The organism is Desulfoluna spongiiphila, from assembly GCF_900101345.1.
GTDB classification, from domain to species: Bacteria; Desulfobacterota; Desulfobacteria; order Desulfobacterales; family Desulfolunaceae; genus Desulfoluna; species Desulfoluna spongiiphila.
The window spans coordinates 47,045-69,209 of the sequence record NZ_FMUX01000005.1 but is presented as its reverse complement, the minus strand read 5'-3'; the positions used below and the strand labels follow the sequence as shown (position 1 = coordinate 69,209).

At 59.2% G+C, this 22,165-nt stretch carries 18 protein-coding genes; 5 read left to right on the top strand and 13 right to left on the bottom strand.

The window, feature by feature from the left end:
* Positions 1–529: 529 nt before the first annotated feature.
* A complete protein-coding gene (locus BLQ12_RS08590) occupies positions 530–3,079 on the bottom strand; it encodes a sigma-54-dependent Fis family transcriptional regulator (protein ID WP_092210236.1) in 2,550 nt (849 codons plus the stop codon).
* A 611-nt stretch (positions 3,080–3,690) separates the two neighbouring features.
* Positions 3,691–4,929 carry a methyltransferase domain-containing protein gene (locus tag BLQ12_RS08585; RefSeq protein ID WP_092210235.1) on the bottom strand — a complete coding sequence of 413 codons (1,239 nt, stop codon included), beginning with the start codon at positions 4,927–4,929 and terminating at the stop codon, positions 3,691–3,693.
* Positions 4,930–5,155: 226 nt separating this feature from the next.
* Between BLQ12_RS08585 and BLQ12_RS08580 the strand changes: the two genes are divergently transcribed.
* Entirely contained in the window at positions 5,156–6,259 is a 1,104-nt protein-coding gene (locus BLQ12_RS08580) for an NADH:flavin oxidoreductase (protein ID WP_092210234.1), read from the top strand.
* Positions 6,260–6,420: 161 nt separating this feature from the next.
* Here the strand turns inward: BLQ12_RS08580 and phnL are convergent, their stop codons facing one another.
* From phnL to phnN, 11 genes are all read right to left on the bottom strand, one after another.
* Positions 6,421–7,152: a phosphonate C-P lyase system protein PhnL gene (gene phnL, locus BLQ12_RS08575; RefSeq protein WP_092210233.1), complete on the bottom strand. Its 732-nt coding sequence runs from the start codon at positions 7,150–7,152 to the stop codon at positions 6,421–6,423.
* A 353-nt stretch (positions 7,153–7,505) separates the two neighbouring features.
* Positions 7,506–8,279, bottom strand: coding sequence for a phosphonate C-P lyase system protein PhnK (gene phnK, locus BLQ12_RS08570; RefSeq protein ID WP_092210232.1), 774 nt, complete (start codon positions 8,277–8,279; stop codon positions 7,506–7,508).
* On the bottom strand, positions 8,269–9,162 hold the full coding sequence (locus BLQ12_RS08565) for an alpha-D-ribose 1-methylphosphonate 5-phosphate C-P-lyase PhnJ (protein WP_092210231.1): 894 nt from the start codon (positions 9,160–9,162) through the stop codon (positions 8,269–8,271). Before BLQ12_RS08565 ends, phnK begins: the two co-directional genes overlap by 11 nt.
* A complete protein-coding gene (locus tag BLQ12_RS08560; RefSeq protein WP_092210230.1) occupies positions 9,146–10,264 on the bottom strand; it encodes a carbon-phosphorus lyase complex subunit in 1,119 nt (372 codons plus the stop codon). The genes BLQ12_RS08565 and BLQ12_RS08560 overlap by 17 nt, the downstream gene beginning before the upstream one ends.
* Positions 10,255–10,866 (bottom strand): phosphonate C-P lyase system protein PhnH, encoded by a 612-nt coding sequence (gene phnH, locus BLQ12_RS08555; protein ID WP_092210229.1) that lies wholly within the window; start codon positions 10,864–10,866, stop codon positions 10,255–10,257. Before phnH ends, BLQ12_RS08560 begins: the two co-directional genes overlap by 10 nt.
* On the bottom strand, positions 10,867–11,319 hold the full coding sequence (gene phnG, locus BLQ12_RS08550; RefSeq protein ID WP_092210228.1) for a phosphonate C-P lyase system protein PhnG: 453 nt from the start codon (positions 11,317–11,319) through the stop codon (positions 10,867–10,869).
* 1 nt (position 11,320) lies between these two features.
* On the bottom strand, positions 11,321–12,433 hold the full coding sequence (gene phnE / locus BLQ12_RS08545; protein ID WP_092210227.1) for a phosphonate ABC transporter, permease protein PhnE: 1,113 nt from the start codon (positions 12,431–12,433) through the stop codon (positions 11,321–11,323).
* On the bottom strand, positions 12,430–13,311 hold the full coding sequence (phnD, locus tag BLQ12_RS08540) for a phosphonate ABC transporter substrate-binding protein (protein ID WP_092210226.1): 882 nt from the start codon (positions 13,309–13,311) through the stop codon (positions 12,430–12,432). The genes phnE and phnD overlap by 4 nt, the downstream gene beginning before the upstream one ends.
* A gap of 374 nt (positions 13,312–13,685) precedes the next feature.
* Entirely contained in the window at positions 13,686–14,510 is an 825-nt protein-coding gene (gene phnC, locus BLQ12_RS08535; RefSeq protein WP_092210225.1) for a phosphonate ABC transporter ATP-binding protein, read from the bottom strand.
* A complete protein-coding gene (locus BLQ12_RS08530) occupies positions 14,485–15,732 on the bottom strand; it encodes an alpha-D-ribose 1-methylphosphonate 5-triphosphate diphosphatase (RefSeq protein ID WP_092210224.1) in 1,248 nt (415 codons plus the stop codon). The genes phnC and BLQ12_RS08530 overlap by 26 nt, the downstream gene beginning before the upstream one ends.
* An 801-nt stretch (positions 15,733–16,533) precedes the next feature.
* Positions 16,534–17,115, bottom strand: coding sequence for a phosphonate metabolism protein/1,5-bisphosphokinase (PRPP-forming) PhnN (gene phnN / locus BLQ12_RS08525; protein ID WP_092210223.1), 582 nt, complete (start codon positions 17,113–17,115; stop codon positions 16,534–16,536).
* Between the two features lie 238 nt (positions 17,116–17,353).
* Between phnN and BLQ12_RS08520 the strand changes: the two genes are divergently transcribed.
* From BLQ12_RS08520 to BLQ12_RS08505, 4 genes are all read left to right on the top strand, one after another.
* Positions 17,354–18,571, top strand: a complete 1,218-nt coding sequence (locus BLQ12_RS08520; protein WP_092210222.1) for an amidohydrolase family protein — start codon at positions 17,354–17,356, stop codon at positions 18,569–18,571.
* A 610-nt stretch (positions 18,572–19,181) separates the two neighbouring features.
* Complete coding sequence (locus BLQ12_RS08515; RefSeq protein ID WP_092210221.1) at positions 19,182–20,375, top strand: quaternary amine ABC transporter ATP-binding protein; 1,194 nt, start codon at positions 19,182–19,184, stop codon at positions 20,373–20,375.
* The gene (locus tag BLQ12_RS08510; RefSeq protein ID WP_092210220.1) at positions 20,368–21,231 is read left to right on the top strand and encodes an ABC transporter permease; all 864 of its coding nucleotides are present in this window, start codon (positions 20,368–20,370) and stop codon (positions 21,229–21,231) included. Before BLQ12_RS08515 ends, BLQ12_RS08510 begins: the two co-directional genes overlap by 8 nt.
* Positions 21,228–22,076 carry a glycine betaine ABC transporter substrate-binding protein gene (locus BLQ12_RS08505; protein WP_092210219.1) on the top strand — a complete coding sequence of 283 codons (849 nt, stop codon included), beginning with the start codon at positions 21,228–21,230 and terminating at the stop codon, positions 22,074–22,076. The genes BLQ12_RS08510 and BLQ12_RS08505 overlap by 4 nt, the downstream gene beginning before the upstream one ends.
* Positions 22,077–22,165: the final 89 nt, after the last annotated feature.

The window sequence follows — 22,165 nt, the reverse complement described above, 5'->3', positions numbered from 1 at the left end:
TCCTTCGGATTCACGTTGTATGGGTTGTCTTTCTAAAGGCTTGGTCGACGACGCAGGGCAGAAACACCCGGGCACCCCACGGCAATCCTGCCCGGGTGCCATCGACGCAACACGTTATGTTAATCCCGTGGGATGACCGGGTTTACTCACAATGAAACCGTACGACCTAACGTCTGTTGCCGGGGTGGCCCCCGGGTATGACCGGATCAAAAAGAGACGTTTCTTAACGGCGGCTCGCAAAGCCAAAACGAAGGGTGTATCAAGACATTTAAGAAAAGCATGGAATCGGTACCTGCCGGTGGACGGGTTCGGGGGCCCGGATAATTGCTCAGATTACTGCACATAGCGTGCCAGTACACGCCAGTTATGAGGCATCGCTCATGAGACAAGGCGTAAACGGAAACGGCACCTCCGGGACAAAACAGAAAAAGGGCGGGGAATTGTTCCCCACCCTTTTCAAAAGTCAGTATAACCAGCTCTTTTTATATCGTTTTGTACTACACGAGGAGATATTCCTTAAATTGGGGAATTATTCCTCATCCACGGGAGCTATCTTGAACTTCTTGATCTTTGATGCCAGGGTTTTTCGATCAATTTTCAAGACCTGGGCCACCCGGCTCCGGTTCCACTGGTACCTGTTCAAATGACTCTGAATGATCTCTTTTTCAAACCGCTCCACCTGGGACGCCAACGTGCAGGAATCGCCGCCTGCCGAAACATTCCCCAGGGCCCTGCCGGGGGGCATGGAAGCCTCTCCGCCGGGGAGCCCGGTAAAGTCCACCTTGTTCAGGGCAAGAAATCGATTGAGGACATTCTGAAGCTCCCGCACGTTGCCCGGCCAGCTGTACCCCATGAACGCCCGCCGGATTTTGGAGGAGATCCGGGGCAGGGGCTTGTCGGTTCCCGCCTTCATGAAAAAATGATCGATCAAAAGGGGGATGTCTTCGGCCCGTTGACGCAACGGGGGCAGCCGGATGGGAATGACATGGATGCGAAAGAAAAAATCCTCGCGCATGTTCCGGGTTCGCACCAGGTCGGTGAGGTCCCGGTTCGTGGCTGCCACGATGGAAAACACCGAATGCTTCACCTGATTGCTGCCGATGGGGGTGTACCCTCCCCCCTCAAGGGCCCGCAGGAGCTTGACCTGCATGTTGAGCCCGATCTCTCCCACCTCATCAAGAAAAAGCGTCCCCCCGTCGGCAAGGTCGAGAAATCCCGCCTTGTCGCACACGGCCCCGGTGAAGGCCCCCTTCTTGTACCCGAAGAACTCGCTTTCGATGATGGTGTCCGGAATGGCCCCGCAGTTTACGGGGACAAAGGGCTTGTCGGCCCTGGGGCTCATGTCGTGAATGGCCCGCGCCGCAAGCTCTTTTCCCGTGCCCGACTCCCCTGAAATCACCACATTGGCAGGGGATGACGCCGCCTGAATGATGAGTTCGTAGACCCGCTGCATGGCCTCGCTTTTGCCGATAATATTGCCGAAACGCTCGCTTTTCTGAATGGAGCGTTTCAGGTAAATGTTCTCGACACTAAGCTGCTGCTCCCTCTCTTTGAGGGCGACTTCGGCCTGCTTGCGCTGGGTGACATCCCGGGCAACGCACTGCAGAAGGATGACCTTGCCTCCCTCGTAAATGGGATTGCAGGAGACCTCCACGTAAAAGTCAGGGCGATCCTTGGCGCGAAACCGGAAGTCATAGGTGGTGGAGGTGGCGTTTCCGGAGAAGGCCTGTTCCAGGAGCACCGTCGCCGTGTCCAGCTCCTGGGGGTTCATCAGATAGGTTGAAATGTGGGTATGGTTCATCTCCTCCGGCAAATAGCCGCTGAACTCTGCAACCACAGGGCTGATGTAATCGATGCACAGATCAGGCGTCAGACCGAAGACCACATCCTTGATCTCCTCGGTGAGCATGCGGTATTTGATTTCACTCCGCCTGAGGGCCTCTTCGGCCCGTTTTCTCTCCGTGATATCCCGGGAAGCCCCGGTAATTCCCACAGGGTGACCGTACTCGCTGAGAATAAGCTTGGTAATGGTTTCGATCCACCGACTGGTACCGTCCTTGTGCAGGCACTTGTACTCGGTGGTCAGGGGCACCTGGGCGTTGTACCCGCCGAGGAGCCCTTCCTTTAACATCTGCTTGGCCCGGCCATAGGAATCCTCAGAAAAAAACTCTTGCAGCTTCAGGAGCTTGAACTCCTCCTGGCTGTACCCGGTGACCCGCCTCACCGAAGGGCTCACATAGGTCACGGCAAGGTCAAGGTCGGTGATAAAGACGACATCCGTCGAGTTCTCAGCGATCAAGCGAAAGGTCTCGTCCTTTTTCCCCCCTCCCCGACCTGCGGACTCCTTGGGCATGCAGTCCTTGATGGCCACAAGGCTCCGGCCCGTGCCCGGTATCATGGAGACCTTCACGCGATGCTCATGCACCGCTCCGGTGCTGTCAATCATCCTGCAGCCGTATGCTTCGGGCACCCCGCCCGGGTGTTCCCGGCGCTGCCGGTGGTACCGCATCAGTTTGCCCACATCCTCCTTGTGGATCAACTCCGACAGGCAACGGGTACGCCCCACCTCCGCGCCGGAATACCCGGAGATCTCCTCAAAGATCCGGTTGACTCGGATGATCCTCATCTCCTCATCCAGCACCACCACCGCATCGCCCTTTTTCTCAAAGAGCTTTTCCATGTTCTCGTTGCGGTCCCTTAAAGCCACCTCCATGTTGTTTTGGCTGGTCATGTCAAAGGCAGTGCACGTCACCGCCGCCACCTGACCGTCGTGCCCGCAGATGGTCGATGAGGAGACATCGGCCCAGAACACGGCGCCATGCTTGCAGATAAATTTGCGGGTCACGCGGAAGGAATCCAGTTCGCCGCGAACCAGGGAGGTGAAGTTCTTCGTCACTTCCTCATAATCATCCGGTGCGATGATGTCCCGGATGGACATATTTTTCAGCTCGTCATCCCCATAGCCGGAGACTTTTTTAAACGACTCGTTGTAATGGATGAAGGTACCGTCACAGGAGAGAATTCCGATGATGATCGGGGTGGCATTGAATACAGACTTAAATAAAGTGGACTCCTTCATGGCTTCCTTTCGCACAAGGTGTTCAGAGTGATTCAGCTCGATTCCGGAAATCGCGAATACGCCTCGACGAGTTGTCCACGCCTGCCTGCGTCATGGTGGGTAAGGGGTGTCCCCGGCGGCATCACCGACGGGCCGGGACCAGCAGCAGGCCGGCATCATTAAAATTATACGACTGTACTATTTTTTTTGTATATCGATGTGCAGGGGGATGGCCCGAAGACCTGCCTAACCGGGATATTTCATGAAAAAGACCGGGCCAGAGCAGTAAAATTGTTATTACGGCCCGTTGCCATGAAACATGTAGGGATGTCTAAAATACAACATGTAGTACACGGTTTTATGCCCGCTTTTCTACCCCTGCGGGCGTCGTGAACGATCCGGGCAAGGGGCCTCTGAAGTTATTGATTTGCTACTATACACCAGCAAAATTACTTTCCGCAAGGGGATTGATAAAATTCCTCACACCGGAACCCTGAAAAGCATAAACAGCAATGACGTCACACACGATATAGTGATTCAAATCCCTTGCATGAAAACGACATCAACAATACTACTTTTTTCAATCCTTATTCAGCCTCCCTCGAAAGGAGTGCTGTTATGCCCCCATGGCATCACCGACCGAGTTCGGTCCTGTCCCCTGGTGCGGGCCGTCGCCTTGCCCACACGGCCTGCAGGGGATCCGCCTCCCTTTTCCGAGGAAAGTAGGCATCTGCCGGAGGCCTTGGCCACCCTCTCCGGCTTTCGGTGTGATACTCGGTGAATTCGCCCGAAGCCCGAAAGTACTCAAGGACAAGCCCCATGCGCTCAAAGGGGTGCATGTCAGACCAGGGCTGGGTAACCTTGGGCGGGAACCAGCGATCGGCAAAGGTCAGCACAAACAGGCCCCCGGGCTTGAGAATCCGGGCCACCTCATTGAAAAGTGCCACGGGATGGATGGCATACTCCACCGAAGCGGTGCACACCACGGCGTGAAAGGCCTTGTCGTCGTAGGGGAGCACCGGCTGTGCGTTGAGATCATGGAGGGTTCGGCTCGTAAGCAAGGGGTTTCGCTCAAGCTCCTCTCCGTTCATTCCCAACCCCGTAACCCGACAGGCACTCAAGGAGTCCGGCAGGTGGGAATCCCAGGACGCCATGAGATCCAGGACATCCGAGTTATCGCACAGCAGCCGACCGTAAAGGGCCCGGACCTGTCGCTCTGCTTCGGCGTCCAGATGCTGCACCAGGCGGGGCGAGGCATAAAACAAGGAATCATCCACACCGACAGGCCGCTGAAGCGGGGTCCCGTCAACACAGGCGTCGGGGGCTTGAAAAAGCGCCTGCATACCGGGCCCGTCCCCGGTGACGGCTTCCGCAACCTCCCGGCAACGCCCCGCCATGGAACGGTTCGACTCCTCGACGCCATAATGCCGCATGCCAAGGTCCAGGGCCAGTCCGGCCAACGGGTGGTTCAGGTCCAGGGTCACCTGGGTCTCGGTGACCCCAAGGACCTGCATGGGCCGTATATCCTGGGGAAAGACCCCAAGGGCCCTTGAGGCAAGCCCCCGGGGCAGGAAAAACCCCGGGGCAAGACCAAAGGGATGGCTTGCAGGGGGTGGAGACACCTGGTACCGGGGAAGGGTCTTCACCAGCGCCTCGGATCTCACCGGGAGCAACTCACCGGGTTCAAAGGCGTGACGAAGGGTCTCCCCTGCTTTCCAGCCTTCCATCTGCCGGCAGAGGGCATCCGGAATGATGTCCCGCCAGAAATTCATCATGGGAATGAACATCCGCTCAATGTGGCAGGCATCCTCACTGACCCACTTCAGGATAACCTCGACGTCTGCATCCCCTGCAAGGGGCAGCTCTTGCATATCGGTCCTCCCCACGGTCGAGACCGTTTTCACATGAGGAAAAATTCAGTAAACCTTGAAATAATTACGCCAAGGGGCTATAGCCACCATGGGTTTCAGTATATAGCCAATCGCCGGGAGAAAACACCCGGAACATATCGATACCATAATAAAAAGCAAGGTCACCCCACGCACCTCGCACACCAGGGAAATCCGGCGAGGTGCTCACGACATGTCAGGAGGTACAATGAAGGAACTTTTCGACACCATTCGCCTTGGCAACCTTGAACTGAAGAACCGGTGCCTAAGGGCCGCCACCTGGGAAGGCATCGCAGACGCGTCCGGCCACATCAACGATGAGGTCATGGCCCTGTACAGAGACCTCGCCAGGGGAGGTGCCTCTGCCATCATCACCGGTTACGCCTTTGTCCTGAAGGATGAACAGCCCAATCCCAAGATGTTCGGCGCCTACGACGACTCCTTCGTGGACTCCTACAAGCCCCTCACCGACATGGTGCACGACAACGGCAGCAAGATCTTCCTCCAGCTTGTCTACGGGGGCTCTTTCACCTGGTTCGACACCGAAAGCAGGGAAATCTGGGGTCCGTCTGCGGTGACCAACAAAATCTCCGGGGTCACCCCCAAGGAGATGACCCCCCTGGACATCCAGACCCTCATCGAAGCCTTCGGCGATGCCGCCAGGCGTGCCATGGAGAGCGGTTTCGACGGTGTGGAGATGCACGCCGGTCACGGCTACCTTCTCAACCAGTTCCTCTCCCCCTTCTTCAACCAGCGGGAGGACGTCTTCGGCGGGACCAGTGAAAAAAGGGCCCGCATCCTTTTCGACATCTTCGAGAACATCCGCAAAAAAACCACCCCGGATTTCCCCATCCTCATCAAGCTCAACTGCTCGGACTTCATGGGGACCAAGGGATTCACCTTTGAAGAGTGCCTGGCCCTGTGCAAAAAACTCGACGCCATGGGCATTGCCGGCATCGAAATCAGCGGCGGGCCCGTATTCCGAGCCCCCAAAACAGAAAAAGAGACCACCTACGAGGTGACTCTTCCCGCACAGGACTCCTATTTCAGCGAATACGCCAGGGTCATTGCCGAGGCCGTCAGCGCCCCGGTCATCCTCGTGGGCGGCAACCGCTCGGTGGACACCATGGAGCAGCTCCTGGCCGACACCGACATCGCCTGCTTCTCTTTCTCCCGGCCCCTGCTCTGCGAGCCCGACCTCATCAACAAATGGCAGGCCGACAAGACCGTCAAACCCCGCTGCACCTCCTGCGGCCAGTGCTTCACCCTGGACGGCAACTCCTGCATCCAGAACCGGGAAAAAGCGGCTTAAAACCCAAAAAGCCTCCGGCGGCGAGGTGAGCCACCTCGAAAGCTGATTGCCCTTGCGCTTTCCCCTTCGTTCCTCAGGAAAAAGCGCAAGGGCCTTCGCCTCGGGCTTCGCCCAGCACATAAGACCTTACCATAACGTCTACTGATCACGGGCGCAGCCCGTCAGCAAATGTGACGTTCCTGAGGCACGAAGGGACGGAGCATTTGCGAACCTGGGGCCATGGGAAGGCTGCGCGTGGCCACCTGCTGCCGAACGCCCTCGTCGTGAAAAATCCCCAGAAAAGCGGTGCCGCTCTGCCTGGCCTCTTCCATGAGGTCACAGACGGTTTGCGTGTTGTCCGGGTCCAGGGAGGCGGTGGGCTCGTCCAGGAGCATCACCGGGTAGGGCACGGCAAAGCCCCGGGCGATGTTGATGCGCTGCTGCTCGCCCCCGGAAAAGGTGGTGGGGGACAGATCCCAGAGACGCTCGGGGATCCGCAACCGCTCAAGGAGGGTTTTCGCCCGCTGCCCGGCAAGGTCTGCGGGGACGCCCCGCCCCAGCATGGGCTCCATCACCACGTCCAATGCCGACACCCTGGGGATCACCCGCAAAAACTGGCTGACATACCCTATGGTCTTGTTCCGCACGTCAATCACCTCCATGGGCGAGAGCCCTCCCATCTCCACGGATCGCTCCCCGTGGCGAACCCACACCCGCCCCGTCTCCATCCGGTAGTTCCCGTAGATGAGTTTCAACAGGGTGCTTTTACCCGCCCCGGAAGGTCCCACAAGGACCACGGCCTCCCCCGGCGCAAGGGTCAGATTCACCTCATCGAGTACGGGGATCGTCACGTTTCCCTGGGTATGAAGGCAAAAATTTTTCCTGATTTTTTCAATATTAACAACCCATTCCATAGATAAACTCCCTGTATTTTTCCCGCAGCGTATGCCTGCGCACCCTGGGTGGCGGGCACAGCCCGGCCAAAGATGCCTTTCAAAAAAAAGTCTCCGGCGGCAGTGCGATTAAAGCTGCCTCCGGCGGCGCTGCCGGGGGCTAAACTTTCGCCTGATTTTAAAACGACGGATTTAATAAACAGATTTTAAAAACAGATTCGGTTTAATCTGACTCAAAGGCGAATGTGATTTTCCCTGAGGAACGAAGGGGAAAGCGCATTCGCGACCTGCTTTCAAGGTGGCACACCTTTCCGCCGGAGGCATGCTTTTGCTTTTTTTCTCTGAGCCCTCGGTGGTTCAACCAACGTGGCAGATCAATGGGACAAAATCGAGGAGACCAGCAGCTGGGTGTAGGGGTGCTGGGGGTCGTCGAGGATCTGGTCCGTGAGCCCCTCTTCCACCACGCGTCCGGCCCGCATCACCAGGAGGCGGTGGGCCAGGAGCCGTGCCACGGCCAGGTCGTGGGTAACGATGACCATGGACAGGGAGAGCTGTGTGACAAGGTTTCGCATGATATCGAGGACCCTGGCCTGCACCGAGACGTCCAGGCCACTGGTGGGCTCGTCCATGAAAATGAGGCGCGGGTTGGTGATGAGGTTCCGGGCGATCTGGAGGCGCTGCTGCATGCCGCCAGAAAAGTGGGCGGGGGTGTCGTCCACGCGGTCTGCATCGATCTCCACCCGTTCCAGCCAGTCCATGGCCTTGCGGCGGATTCCGCCGTAGTGTCTCTCGCCGTTGGCCATGAGGCGTTCGCCGATGTTTCCCCCGGCGCTGACGTGCATGCGCAGGCCGTCCCTCGGATTCTGGTGCACGATGCCCATTTCCGTGCGGATCACCCGGCGCACAAGCTGCTCCGGGGACCGGTTCATGTCCACCTCTCCGCAGGCGGCGCGGTAGACCACCTCCCCTGAGGTGGCCGGGAGCTGCCCCGACACGCAGCCCAGCAGGGTTGACTTGCCCGAGCCCGACTCCCCCACGATGCCCAGCACCTCTCCGGGGTGCATGGTAAAGCTGATGCCCTCGCATCCCAGCTGGGGTCCGTAGGTCTTACACAGGTTTGTAACCGTCAAGAGCGCATCAGTTGCCATCGTGTCCCCCTTCCCTGCGCCGACGGCAATAATCGGTGTCGGAACAGACATACATCTTCCCCCCCTTATCGTCTGTGATGATCTCATCCAGGTAGCTCTCAGCGGCCCCACACAGGGCGCAGCGCATCTCCCAGGACTCCACCTCAAAGGGGTAATCCTCAAAATCCAGGCTCTTGACCTCCGTGTACGGGGGCACGGCGTAGATCCTCTTCTCCCGCCCGGCACCGAAGAGCTGAAGGGCCGGCATGCCGTCCATCTTGGGATTGTCGAACTTGGGGATGGGGGACGGGCTCATGACGTACCGGCCGGCCACCTGCACGGGGTAATCAAACCCTGTCATGATGCGGTCGTGCTTGGCGATGTCCTCGTAGAGCTTCACCTGCATCACCCCGTACTCCATGAGGGCATGCATCTTTTCGGTTTCTGAAAGACTCGGCTCGATGAACACCAGGGGCTCGGGCAGGGGCACCTGGTAGACCATGACCTGCCCTTCGGCAAGGGGTGTCTCCGGGATGCGATGGCGGGTCTGGATCACCGTGGCCTCGTCCGTGCGGGTGGTGGTGGTCACCCCGGCGGTCCTGGAAAAAAACCGGCGGATGCTCACTGCGTTGGTGGTGTCGTCGGCCCCCTGATCGATAACCTTCAGGGTGTCGTCGGGGCCGATGATGGACGCGGTGATCTGAATGCCACCGGTGCCCCACCCGTAAGGCAGGGGGATCTCCCGGCTGCCGAAGGGCACCTGGAATCCCGGTATCGCCACCGCTTTCAGCAGGCTGCGGCGGATCATCCGCTTGGTCTGCTCATCGAGAAACGCGTAGTTGTACCCCTCCAAAGGGGCATTCTCTCCCGGCTTCGTTGACGTCGTCTCAGTTTGGGATTGCATCGCAGGTCCTGTGTCCTTCTCTGTGGTCGTTCCTGAGGTCTCTCAAGAGCACCAGCTCGGATTGAAAATCTACGTAATGGGGTAGTTTAAGGTGCTGCACAAACCCCGAGGCTTCGAGGCTGTCACTGTGGCAGAGGACAAACTCCTCGTCCTGGGCGGGATACGCAACCTTCTCCCCCAGCTCCCGGCTGCAGAGGGTGCGGTCCACGATGGCCATGGCCATGGCCTTGCGCTCCGAACGCCCGAAGGCAAGGCCGTATCCCTGGGTCAGGACGGGGGCCTCCCCCTGCTTCGAGGGACCCGGCGGGGTGATCATAACGCACTCGGTGACGGTGATCTCGCCGATCACCACGGGGAACCCGAGTTCTTCGGGGACCATCTCCAAACTCACCTCGCCCATGCGGATCTCCCCTGCAAAGGGGTGATCCGAGGTGCCGAACCCCCGCTGGGCCGAATAGGCCATGGAGAGGAGAAATCCTTCGTCCCCCCGCGCCAGGTTCTGCAACCGCACGGGCCGCTCCGCCGGGACCTTCAGGGGCTGGCGCGTGAGGTCCCCGGGGACCTCATCTCCGACGCCCGTCTCTTCAGCGGCCATGATCCCTTCGGCTGCCAGGAGATCCGACACCCGAGGGCACGGGGTCTCCTCCCCTGGAGGCTTGGGGCCTTTGTCCCCCCCACCGGGTTCCTGTGCCCGGGGCCGCTCCAAGGAAAAATCCAGAAGGCGATGGGTGTAATCGTAGGTGGGCCCGAGCATCTGGCCGCCGGGCAGGTCTTTGAAGGTGGCGGAGATCCGCCGCCTCAGGTGCATGGCGGAGGTCTCCATGGGAAGGGAAAATCCGATACGCGGAAGCGTGGTCCGGTATGCCCTCAGGAGAAACACCGCCTCCGGGAGGTCCCCCTGGGCCTGCTTGACAGCGATGGCGGCAAGACGCCTGTCGTAAAGCGCCCCTTCGTTCATCACCCGGTCCACGGCAAGCCCCATCTGCTGCTCAATCTGGTCAACGGTCAGCTCCGGCACCGACACATCGCCCCTGCGCTCTTCGGCGAGAAGGCCGTGGGCATTCTCGATGGCCTTCTCGCCCCCTTTTACCGCTACATACATACCAGTTCTTCCCAATCGGTTGTCCGCGGCATGGCCGCGATTCTGTTGTTACAGGCAAAGAGGATATCCACTCCCATGGGGAACAGGGCCCGGGCGTCTTTCCGGCTGCTCCAGAAATGGCCGGGCACCCCCTGCACATCCAGGTCGCAGGAGCCCTTGATGCCGGGACCGGTAAGCCGTCTTCCCCTGCACGCCTCCAGCTGCTCCACCTGCAGGATCAGGGTGGTGGAGTCGTGGGGGGTCCCTTCGCTGCCCAGGCAAAAGCCCTCCAGTCTGGGCATGGCCTCCGGGCGGGTGATGAGGGCAAAATCTGCCTCGGAAGCCGAGGTTCCCATGGGTGAGCCGCAATGAAAGGTCAACCACTGAAGGGCCGATGCCCCCTTGGGAAGATCCGTCCACAACGAGGTTTCATAGTCCAAAAGGGTCAGGGCCACGGCCGTGGTGGCCTCGTCCAGCCCCTCCACGGGAACCCACTCGTCCAGTTCGATGATGCGGCCCGGATGGGCCATGGCCTCCAGAACCTGCCGGAAGACCTTCTGGGTCCCGAGGGACGGGTTGCCAAACCCTTCGGCGATCTCGTTTAAATTCATGGCTGTCTGCATTTATTCTCCCCTTACCATGGTGAAAAAATCGACTCGGGTGGCGTCCGTCTTCTCAGAGGAACGCCGCCTCTCCTCTGCCAGCTGCCCGGCCAGGGGCTCGATGACCTGCGCCATCACCTCGCTCCTGGCCGCCCTGTCCTGAAGCAGCGCATCAAAGACCGCGGCGAGCTCGGCATGGCGCCGCCGGGTGCCCTTTACATAAGCACACCCGCTGAAGCCGGTGTCCGTCTGCACCGCACAGCGGGTCACAGGCACCTCCCCGAAGTTGAACGGGCGCCCCTGTCCCCCGGTGCGGGCCCGGACCATAACCGTTGCCGTCTCCGGGCGCCTTAAAAAGGTGTACCCCGGCTTGCCGGCCACCGTCTGCCAGACCGATTCCAGTGCCTCCAGGGGGGCCCGGGCAAGGATCCCCATCCACCGCTGCCGCTCTTTTTGTTCACTATCGTTTTGCATATCAGATAAATTTGCTCCTCAGCTTGCCGCAGGCATAGTCCAGAAGGCTGACGCTGACGATGATCATGATCATCATGGTGGCCACCTCCCGGTACTCAAAGCCGTTGATCTTGTCGAACATGAGAAACCCGATGCCCCCGGCCCCGCAGAACCCCAAAATGGTTGCGCTGCGCACGTTGGACTCGAACCGCAGCAGGCTGTAGCTCACCACCAGGGGCATCACCTGGGGCAGTACGGAAAAGGAGATCACCTGCATGTTCCCGGCTCCGCCTGCCACCAGGGCCTCCATCTGTCCCGGTTCGATGGCCTCTATGGCTTCGCTGACCACCTTGCCCAGGATGCCGAAGGTATGCACCGCAAGGGCCAGGACCCCGGCAAAGGGCCCCAGGCCGATGACGGCCACAAAGATCAGAGCCATGACAAATTCATTGAACCCCCGGCAGAAATCCAGAAACCGCCGGACCCCGAAGTGACACCCCCAGCGAAAAGCCCGATGCCGCCGCCCCTCCCCCTGTACCAACAGGGCAAGGGTGTTGGTGGCGGCCAGCACGGCCGCCGGGATGGCCAGGACCACGGCAATAAGGGTGCCCCACACCGCCATGGCCACCGTCTCCACCAGGCCGTGGCCGTACTCGGAAAGGGCCGAAGGCGAGGTCTCCGGCGGGAAAAAGCCCCCCTTCTTATCCCGGAGGATCTGCCGGTATTCACGATCCACAAAGGCTGCGCGCCGGGCCTCGGGCTGTTTCGAGAGGATCTCTTCGGCCAGGGCTTCGGTCTCCCGATGCATGGTCATGCCCAGGGGTGCGGCCTCACCGGAACGTGCGACCCGCTGCCTGAGTTCCTCTCCGGCCTCTTCCATGGCCACGATCTTCAACAGGTTCTCCGCCTGGATCCTGGCGTCTTTCCGGTCGAAATCGGTGAGCTCGCGTCCGAAGAGGTAGGTGAAGGCGTTCTCCCGTTTCTCGATAAAGGCCATGGGATCGATGCCCACGAACCGGTACGAGGTGATGAGAACAACCGCCGCCAGGAAGGCCAGCACGCCCTGGGTGATCACCTTAAGGGGGGGCTTTGCGGGCTTCAGGCTGCCGAGTGTTATGGCCTGGGTCTCGTTCATTTTGCCGCCATCTTCTTTTTTAAGTATTTCAGGTACCGGATGGTGTCGTAGGTGCTGTCGTCGGCAAAGCCATACCCTCCGTTCTGGAGGTGCGCCATGCCTTCCTTGTCCCCGTTGAAGGTCAGGAGAGCCCCTGCAAAGGCCGCCTTCAGGCTTTCGGGAAGATCCCGCCGGGCCGCCATGGGAGCCCCGGGGATCAGCTCGGAGGTCCAGAGGATCCGGAAGTCATCTAAGGTCGCCTGGCCCTTCTGGATCATGCGGTCGAGATCGATATTGTTGGTGGCGGCCACGTCCACGGCCCCGTTTTTCACTGAAAGGATGGAGGCCCCATGGGAACCGGAGAACTTCACCTGCCGAAAGTAGTTCTCGGGCTTGACCTTCAGGTCCCGCGCAAACAAAATATTGGGCACCAGGTAGCCGGAGGTGGAGTTGGGGTCGGTAAAGGCGAAAACCTTTCCCTTGATCTGGGCCAGGGTGGTGACGGACGAGTCCTTGCGGGTGATGACCACCCCGTAGTATCCGGGCTCCCCCTCTTTGTTGAGCTCCAGGGCGATGGCCTGGGCGTTGGCCTTCTTGGCGGCCTCCACATAGCTCTTGGGGCCGAAGTAGGCAAAGTCGAGGTGCTTGTGGGCCATGGCGGTGATCACGCCCGAATAGTCACTGGCGCTGATGATCTCCACCTCCACCCCCAGGCTCTCTTTCACATGATCGGCCAGGGGCTGAAAGCGCGATTCCACGGCCGATCCCCCTTCCGTGGGGATAAAACCGATACGGATCTTTGCCGGCCACTTGGCCGGGGTTGCCATGGCCGTTCCGGAGAGGATCAGGGCGATGAAAACCACACACACAGCGGTCAATTGTCTTGCTTTCTGAAACATCTCGTCTCCTTTATTGTGTTCGTTATCTTTCAAAAACGGGTCACTATTCAGCGCGCCTCCGGCGGGTCGCTTTTTTTAAAAAAAGCACCGCAAAAAACGTTTCTAACGCTTAGCCACCCACCAAAATCAAAGCCCATCATGCCCCGAACACCTCTGTAAAATAACAATCTTGGGTGGCCCGGACATGGTGCACAGAGTGCACCCTACGGGCTGTCGGCCTTTTGGGACGGTGTCACAAATAACACCCTGGTGACTCAAACGATGACCAGGGCCGAAAGGGGCTCTCCTGCAAAGACGGTTGCCGAACGACAACCCCCATGCATTCGCCCTAGGGTTTCAAGGTGCCCCCACCTTGCCGCCGGAGGCATTTCCCTTTAAGCGCACGCCGCCAGAGAGGGCTCATCGGCATGGGGGCCATAAATGCCCTCGATGATCTCATCGGTGAGCTCCCCCGGAGGACCGTCAAAGACCACGCCGCCTCCGGAGATGCCGATGATGCGCTTGGCGTAGCGCTTTGCAAAATCGATGTGGTGAAGGTTGACCACCACCGGGATCCCCCGTTCCTCATGAATCCGTCGAAGCAGGCCCATGATGATCTCAGAGCTTTTTGGGTCTAGGCTGGCGATGGGTTCGTCGGCCAGGAAAAGGGCCGGGTGCTGGGCCAGGGTGCGGGCGATGGCCACCCGCTGCTGCTGGCCGCCGGAGAGGGAATCGGCGCGCTGATAGGCAAGGTTCTCAATACCCACCTGCTTCAGGAGGCTGAAGGCCAGCTCCCGCTCGGCTTCAGAAAAATACCGCAGCAGGGAGCCGGTGTAGGTCAATGGCGTGGCACAGAACCGGAGCCGTCCCACCAGAACGTTCTCAAGGACCGTCAGGCGCCGCACGAGGTTGAACTGCTGAAAAATCATGCCCACCTGCTGCCTGACGCGCCGGAGCTCCCGTCCCGTTGCCCGGGTGATCTCCTCGCCGTCCAGGCGGATCTCCCCGCAGGAGGGGGTCACAAGCCGGTTGAGACACCTCAGGAAGGTGGATTTACCGGCACCGGAGGAACCGATGATCACGATGAAATCGTCGTGGCGCACCGCAAGGGAGACCCCGCTGAGGGCCCGGGTCCCGTTGGGATACACCTTGCCCAGATTCCGGGTTTCCAGCACCGTGGTGCCGGGTGCCGCATCAAGCGGCCGGATGATGTCGCTCATGGCGCGGCCCTCCTCCCTCGACGGTTTCGGTGACACAGTCGGGGACCCCTTCCCCGCCCTTGATCCCGGGTGCTGCGTAGTGCACCATGCGCCCCCCCACCCAGCTCTGAACAATCCGCGCCCAGGGCTCTGTGTGATCCACCACCAGAAGGTCCGCCACCTCCCCGGGCGTCAGGGTCCCCAGCCCCGGCCTGATAAAACGCCCCGGCCCGGAGGTCACAAGGGAGAGGGCGTATTCGGGCAGGGTGTTTAAGGACTCCATGGCCGTAAAGGGCGCCTGGAGCATGCACTCGGGGTAGTAGTCGCTGAGCAGACCGTCGCAGATCCCGCGGGAGACGGTCTCCGCCGCCTTCAGGTGTCCGCCGGAGGAGCGGCCCCTGACCAGGTTGGGCGCGCCCATGAACACCTTCAGCCCCTCTTCCACGGCCCGCTCCGCCGCGTCGATGGAGAGGGGAAACTCGCTGGCCCCGGCTCCGAGGACCTTCACCAGGCCGATCTTCTCGGGTGTGTCGTCGTCGTGGCTCAAAAAAGGAAGGCCCTCGGCGCTCACCCGTGAAGACAAAGAAGAGAGGGCCTTCCACCCGGCCTCTTGACATGTCACCTTGCGGTGGGCCATGCCCACGATCTCCTCATAGGCATCCCCGCAGGTTCCGGCGTAATAATCCACAAAGGCTCCCAGGGTGGTGAACTGCCCCTGGCCGGGGGTGTGATCCATCACCGACACCATGTCGATAAGCCCCTCGTCCAGAAGCCCCGTCAGAACCTTTAGCCCCTCTTCGGCCCCGATCTCGTACCTGGCATGGACCAGGTGACGGGCCATGGCCCCGGAGGAGCGATCAAAAGCTTTCACCATGCGAATGATGCGCTCGACCTCCCCCGGGGACCTTAAGCCCAGCTCGTTGTCAGCAAAGCTCAGGGCATGACAGTAGGTGGTAATGCCGCAGGAGGCGATGCGGCAATCCAGATTGCGCAGGGCAAACTCAAAGTCGAAGTAGACCCCGGGGCGCATCTCGATGCTCTGCTCCAGGGCGTCGGAGTGAAGGTCCACCAGGCCCGGCATGATCAGCCGCCCCCCGGCATCCAGGGTCACGGTGCCCCGGGGGACCCGGTCCCCTTCAACCACCTCGAGGATCCCCTCCTCGCTGAATAGAACCGACCCACGCTCCAGCAGGTGCTCTCCGTCAAACACCGCACCACCGGTGAGGCATATCGTGCTGTCCATAATCAACTCCTGTTGTGATCTCCATGGTCTTCCGGGCAAGGGGGCACGGGCCCCTGACATGGACACGGCCCCTGCCGGCCTTCCGTTCTCTTATGTTCAAGGAAAATAACGGGGAAATATTGGGGAATGACCAAGAAATGGTTAGTACTTTGTTAAACAGGGTGTTTATGGACAACGTGAGGAAAAAAAGCCTCCGGCGGCAAGGTGAGCCACCTTGAAAGCAGGTTGCAAATGCGCTTTCCCCCTCGTTCCTCGGGGAAAATCACATTCGCCTTTCATTCAGGGTATGTTTAGAAAACCTTGCCAGACAGCTGTTTATCACACTTTTCAAAAGTTTGGCCCCCGGCAGGGCCGCCGGAGGCATTTTTAACGGGACGGGCTCCCGCGGCAAGGTGGGGGCACCTTGAAACCCTATGGCGAAGGCATGGCGTCCATGGTTATTCCGGTGTTCTTAAGGCATTCGCGTGACGTGTAACATGCGGCAAACGACTCTGCAGCAGAAGCCTGTTTCACTCTTCTATAAACACGATGCTGGCTTGAGGTTGATCTAAATAAGGGCTCGCGCGAAAAATAAATGGCCTTGGTCATCGTTTGGCCACCAGGGTGTTCTTGATGACATCATCCCAAAAAGCCGACGAATCGGCTCTTTAAAGGTCGCGGCCCACACGATGATCAAGGCCAAATAAAGGCACAATTTTCTCGCAAGATGCCGCAGCGTTTTGACCCGAGGAACGAGGGTTAAAACGCTGCGGAAATGAGCTTTCAAGGTGTACCGCTTAGGAAACACCCTCCCCGAACACATCACGCCTCCAACAGCACATACGGTTCGGGAAGAAGGCTCTCCAGCACCTCAACAAAACAGGAGACCGAGGCTTCCAGGGAGTCGTTGTTGTACAGGGTGCAGAGGTTCTTATGCCGCACGGCGGGGAGTCTGTCGGAGCGGTTGAGCCGGGCCTCGATCTCGACTTCGGTTTCCCTGTTTCTCACCAGCAGCCTCTCTTTGAGAACCTCGCGGTCCACTTCGATATGAATCACAACCATCTCGGGATACCGCCGGGCGGCTTCGGCAAGGTATCCCCGGGATCCGTTCACCACCACGCTCACCCCTTTCTCCAGCCACCGATCGATCTCCGCCCCGATGCCGTAGCCGTTGCCGTGGCTCTCCCAGGACATGGCAAACAGGCCAAGCTCACGCCTCTGGTAAAACTCCTCCCGGGTCAGGGCCACATGGTTCTCCCCACCCGCATCCGCAGGGCGGGTGATGTACCGGTGGGCGAACAGCACGGGTGCCGTGCCGTTGAGCACAGCCCTTGCCTCGCTGCACAGGGTGTCTTTCCCGGCGCCCGAAGCGCCTGTGACGTAAACCAGTCTTCCGTTGTTCATGGGACGGCATCCTTTATATTAGGGTCAGGGCCCGAACAAGACGGGTCGGAGCCCATGGGCAGATCATGGGGGGCGATCATGTGGTTTATATTACAAACAGATGACAAAATCATGAAGCAAATGGCTCGTCCGTTTCAATCGCCCGTCAACGGATGTATAGTGGCGATAGTTTCAATGGATGATTCCATGCAATGGAATCGAGAAAAAAACCACACACTGAACCGGGAAACAACCCACCATGACACACATTATCAAGGCCACCCTCCTTTTTGACGGCAACGGAGGCACCTCAACCGACCGATACATCACCATAGAAAACGACCGCATCGCAGAGGTCTCGGAGACAGCCTCCCACTGGGACTCCGAAGGGATAGTGACCCCCGCCTTCATCGACCCCCACTCCCATATCGGCATGGAGCGCGAAGGCGAACCCGGCCGGGAAGGTGAAGCCAACGACGAAATCGGCCAGATCCTGCCCCTGGTGGACCCGGTGGACAGCCTCTACTTCGATGACCGCGCCTTCTCCGATGCCGTGGACTTCGGCGTTCTGTACAGCTGCGTGGTACCGGGAAGTGGCAACCTCATCGGCGGCAAGGCCAAGGTAATCCGAAACTTTGCCAGGTACAGGGACGAGGCGGTAATCAAGGACTACGGCTACAAGATGGCCCTGGGCTACAATCCCCGGTCCACCACGGACTGGAAGGGCGATCGCCCCACCACCCGCATGGGAATCTACGCCATGCTTGAAAAGCGCTTTGACGAGGTGCTCCTCAAAAAAGAGAAGGCCGCCCTTGCCAAGGAGAAAAAACTCAACGAGCTCTCGGACAAGCAGGCCAAAGGCGAGATCAACGAAACCGACCACGCCTTTGAGGCCGACGTCATCGAGCGCGAGTACCATCTCTCCTTCGGCCCGGAGGACACCGCTCTGCTGGAGCTGCTCAGCGGTGAAAAAATCGCCAAGGTCCACGTCCACAAAGAAGACGACATTCTTTACCTCATCAAGCTCGTGGAGAAATACGGCCTCTCCGTCACCTGCGACCACGCCTGCGATGTCTTCCACACCGAGATCTTCAACAAACTCGCTGAAAAAGAGATCCCCGTGGTCTACGGCCCCATCGGCTCCGTGGGGTACAAGGTGGAGCTCAAGCACGCCGTCTACAAAAACACCGCCAAAATCATGGCCTCCGACGCCTTTTACACCCTCATGAGCGACCACCCGGTGACCCTTGCCGCCTCCCTCAGGGACGGCCTGAAGTTCTTTCTGATGCACGGCATGGACGAAGCCGAGGCCATCAGCCTCCTCACCGGCAAAAGCGCCACGGTACTGGGTATCGACGACCAGCTCGGCACCGTTGAGGCAGGCAAACTCGCCAGCCTCCTGGTCTGGGACAGGCACCCCTTCCATCTGGGAGCGGTTCCCACGATGGTTTTTGCGGAAGGAAAACAAATCCGGTAGGGATGCAGGTAAAAAGACTCCAAAAAAGAGGCTTCCTTCGGCAAGCGATGCCGTCTTGAAAACAGCATACCGCTGAGCTTTGCCCTTCGCTTCATAGGTCAAAGCCCAGCGGTGGGTTGACAGAGCATCGTATTATCGATTATTTCCAGCAACCTGGTCACAAAGCGCCATCACCTCCGGCTGCACTGCGTCACAAGGCGGTGCAGCCCGAGGCTCTCTTCCCCGCCCCCCATTCATTTGGCGTCACCAGTAAAACACGTGTTCACCCTCGCCAATCGGTTAGATATCGTAAATCCCGTACCCAACAGTTCCCTTCGAAGAAAAAATTCCCGTAAAATAGCATACAGCTCTAACTAAATCCCTGCGCCCTGCCGCATCCATCCAAATTCGGAACCATCAATAATAATCCGAAATAAAGATCGATTTAAAAGAAGATCATTGTCTTTTTTTACGAACGATGACAAAAAATCATAACAACTCAAAATATCTTTCAATCACATCCCTGCCACAGAGGATTGCTTGCCCAAAAACCGCTGAAGCAATTTGACACAAGCATTCACCGCCTCTATGGTAGTCATCGTTTTGAATAAAATCTTGAAGGTGGAACCAGATGACGAAAATTGAAGTAAAAGATCTTGTAAAGATCTTCGGGCCCTCTCCGAACCGTGCACTTTCCATGTTGCGGGACGGGGCCGACAAGGATGAGATACTTGCAAAAACCGGTCACGGCGTTGGCGTGGGCGGGGTGACATTCGACGTCAAGTCCGGGGAGATCATTGTGATCATGGGGCTCTCCGGGAGTGGCAAGTCCACCCTCGTGCGCTGCCTGAACCGGCTCATCGATCCGACGGCGGGCTCCATCATGGTGGATGGTGTCGACATCGCCAAGGTAAGCAGCGAAGAGCTCCTTGATATACGGCAGAAGAAATTCGGCATGGTGTTCCAGAACTTTGCCCTGTTTCCCCACCGCACCGTGGCGGAAAATGCCGCCTTCGGCCTCGAAATCCAGGGGGTGGAGCGGGAGACCCGTCTGGAAAAAGCCCATGAGGTCCTGTCCCAGGTGGGCCTGTCCGGCTGGGAGCAGAGTTACCCGTCCCAGCTCTCCGGGGGCATGCAGCAGCGGGTGGGCCTTGCCCGCGCCCTGGCCGTGGACCCGGATATCCTGCTCATGGACGAGGCATTCAGCGCCCTGGACCCCCTCATCCGACGGGACATGCAGGACGAACTTCTGGATCTGCAGGACCGTCTCCAGAAGACCATTGTCTTCATCAGCCACGACCTGGACGAAGCCTTGAAAATCGGCGATCGCATCGTGCTGATGAAAGACGGCAAGGTGGTTCAGGTGGGTACCCCGGACGAGATCCTCATGGAACCGGCCACCCGCTACGTGGAAAAATTCGTGGAGGACGTGGACATCACCAAGGTCCTCACCGCCGAATCCGTCATGAAGCGCCCCTTTGCCGTTGGCCATGTCCGAAACGACGGGCCCCGCGCGGCCCTTCGTAAAATGAAAAACGAGGGAATCTCCAGCCTCTTCGTCACCAAGCGTGACCACTCCCTTCTGGGCATCATCTCAGCAGCCGATGCCAAAGAGGCCGCAGAACGCGGGGACGACAACCTCGAATCCATTCTCCAGCGGGACCTCACCACGGTGCCCCCCGACACCCCGGCCTCCGAACTGTTCGAAATCCTCAAGGATCTCCCCTACCCCCTGGCCGTGGTAACAGAGACCGAAAAACTCGCCGGCGTGATTGTCCGCGGCACCCTCTTGGCCGCCCTGGCCGAAGGAGGACGAAATGTTTGACTTTGATATCCCGCGAATCCCCATCGGTAAGGCCATCGAGGCCATCATCGATTTTCTCGTGGCCCACTGCTCGGGTGCCACCAATGTGTTCTCGGACCTGATGGAAGCGGTCATCGACATCATGGTGGACGGCATGCTGTTCATGCCCCCCTGGCTGTTCATCCTGGGCATCGGAGCCATGGCCTTTGCCATCACCCGAAAAACATCCGTGGCCGCCCTGGCAATTCTGGGCCTGGCCCTCATCGTGAACATGGGCCTGTGGAAGGCCACCATCAGCACCCTGGCCCTGGTGCTCATCGCCACCCTGGTCTCCATTCTCATTGCCATCCCCACGGGGATCCTGGCGGCCTTGAACCGGACCGCCTACCGCCTGGTCATGCCGATCCTGGATTTTATGCAGACCATGCCGGCCTTTGTTTACCTGATCCCGGCCATTCCCTTCTTCGGACTGGGAAAGGTCTCGGCCATCTTCTCCACCGTGATCTTCTCGGTGCCACCGGCCATCCGCCTCACCTGCCTCGGCATCCGCCAGGTCCCGGAAGAACTCATTGAGGCGGCGGACGCCTTTGGCTCGTCACCGCGCCAGAAACTCTTCAAGCTGCAGCTTCCCCTGGCCACCCCCACCATCATGGCGGGTGTCAACCAGACGGTGATGCTGGCCCTCTCCATGGTGGTGGTCGCCGCCATGATCGGTGCCAAGGGCTTGGGGGGCGAGGTGTGGAAAGCCATCCAGCGGCTCCAGCCGGGCAAGGGATTTGAAGCAGGAATAGGAATTGTCATAGTCGCCATGCTCCTCGACCGCATTCTTCAGCAGTTGGGAGCCAAGAACGGAAAACCTGAAGGAGGAAATGCATGATTCGCCGTATCGCGTCTCTTTGTCTCGCCCTGGCCGTTGCAGCCCTGATCGCAACCCCGGCCCTGGCCAAAGAAAAAATCAAGATTGTTTACGTGGAATGGGCCTGTGCCACGGCCAGCGCCAACGTCATGAAAGCCGTCATCGAAGAGAACCTGGGCCTTGATGTGGAACTCACCCCGGTCTCGGCACCGGCCATGTACGCCGCCCTGGCCGCCGGTGACCAGGACGCCCTGACCACCTCGTGGCTCCCCGTGACCCACGGGGACATGATCAAACGCTACAAGGGAAAAATCGAGGACCTCGGCCCCAACTTCGAAGGGGCTAAAATCGGGCTCATCGTCCCCACCTACGTGACCATCGACACCATCGCCGAGATGAACGCCCACGCCAAAGAGTTTGACGGGGAGATCATCGGCATCGACCCCGGTGCCGGGGTGATGATCAAGGCCGAAGACGCCATCGATCACTACAATCTCTCCGATATCGAGCTCGTCTCCTCCAGCGGCGCTGGCATGACCGCCTCCCTTGCCAACCGCTACCGGCAAAAGAAATGGATCGCCGTCACCGGCTGGGTCCCCCACTGGAAATTCGCCAAATTCGACCTGAAATTCCTCAAAGACCCGGACAAAGTCTTCGGCGAGTCCGAGACCATCAACACCTTTGTGCGAAACGGACTCAAGGCCGACCACCCCAAAGTCTACCACGTCCTGGATACCTTCTCCTGGACCGCAGCAGAGATCGGCGAGGTGATGGCGATGAATACCGTGGATGGCTCCGACGTCTATGATAACGCGAAAAAATGGACCGCCGAGCACCCGGATCGGGTGAAAAGCTGGCTCCCGTAAGCAAGACACGGACGCCCCTTACATAGCCAAAAACCGAGCCCGTTTTGTGATTTTCAAGGAATCACAAGCGGGCTCGTTTTGGTTTTGCA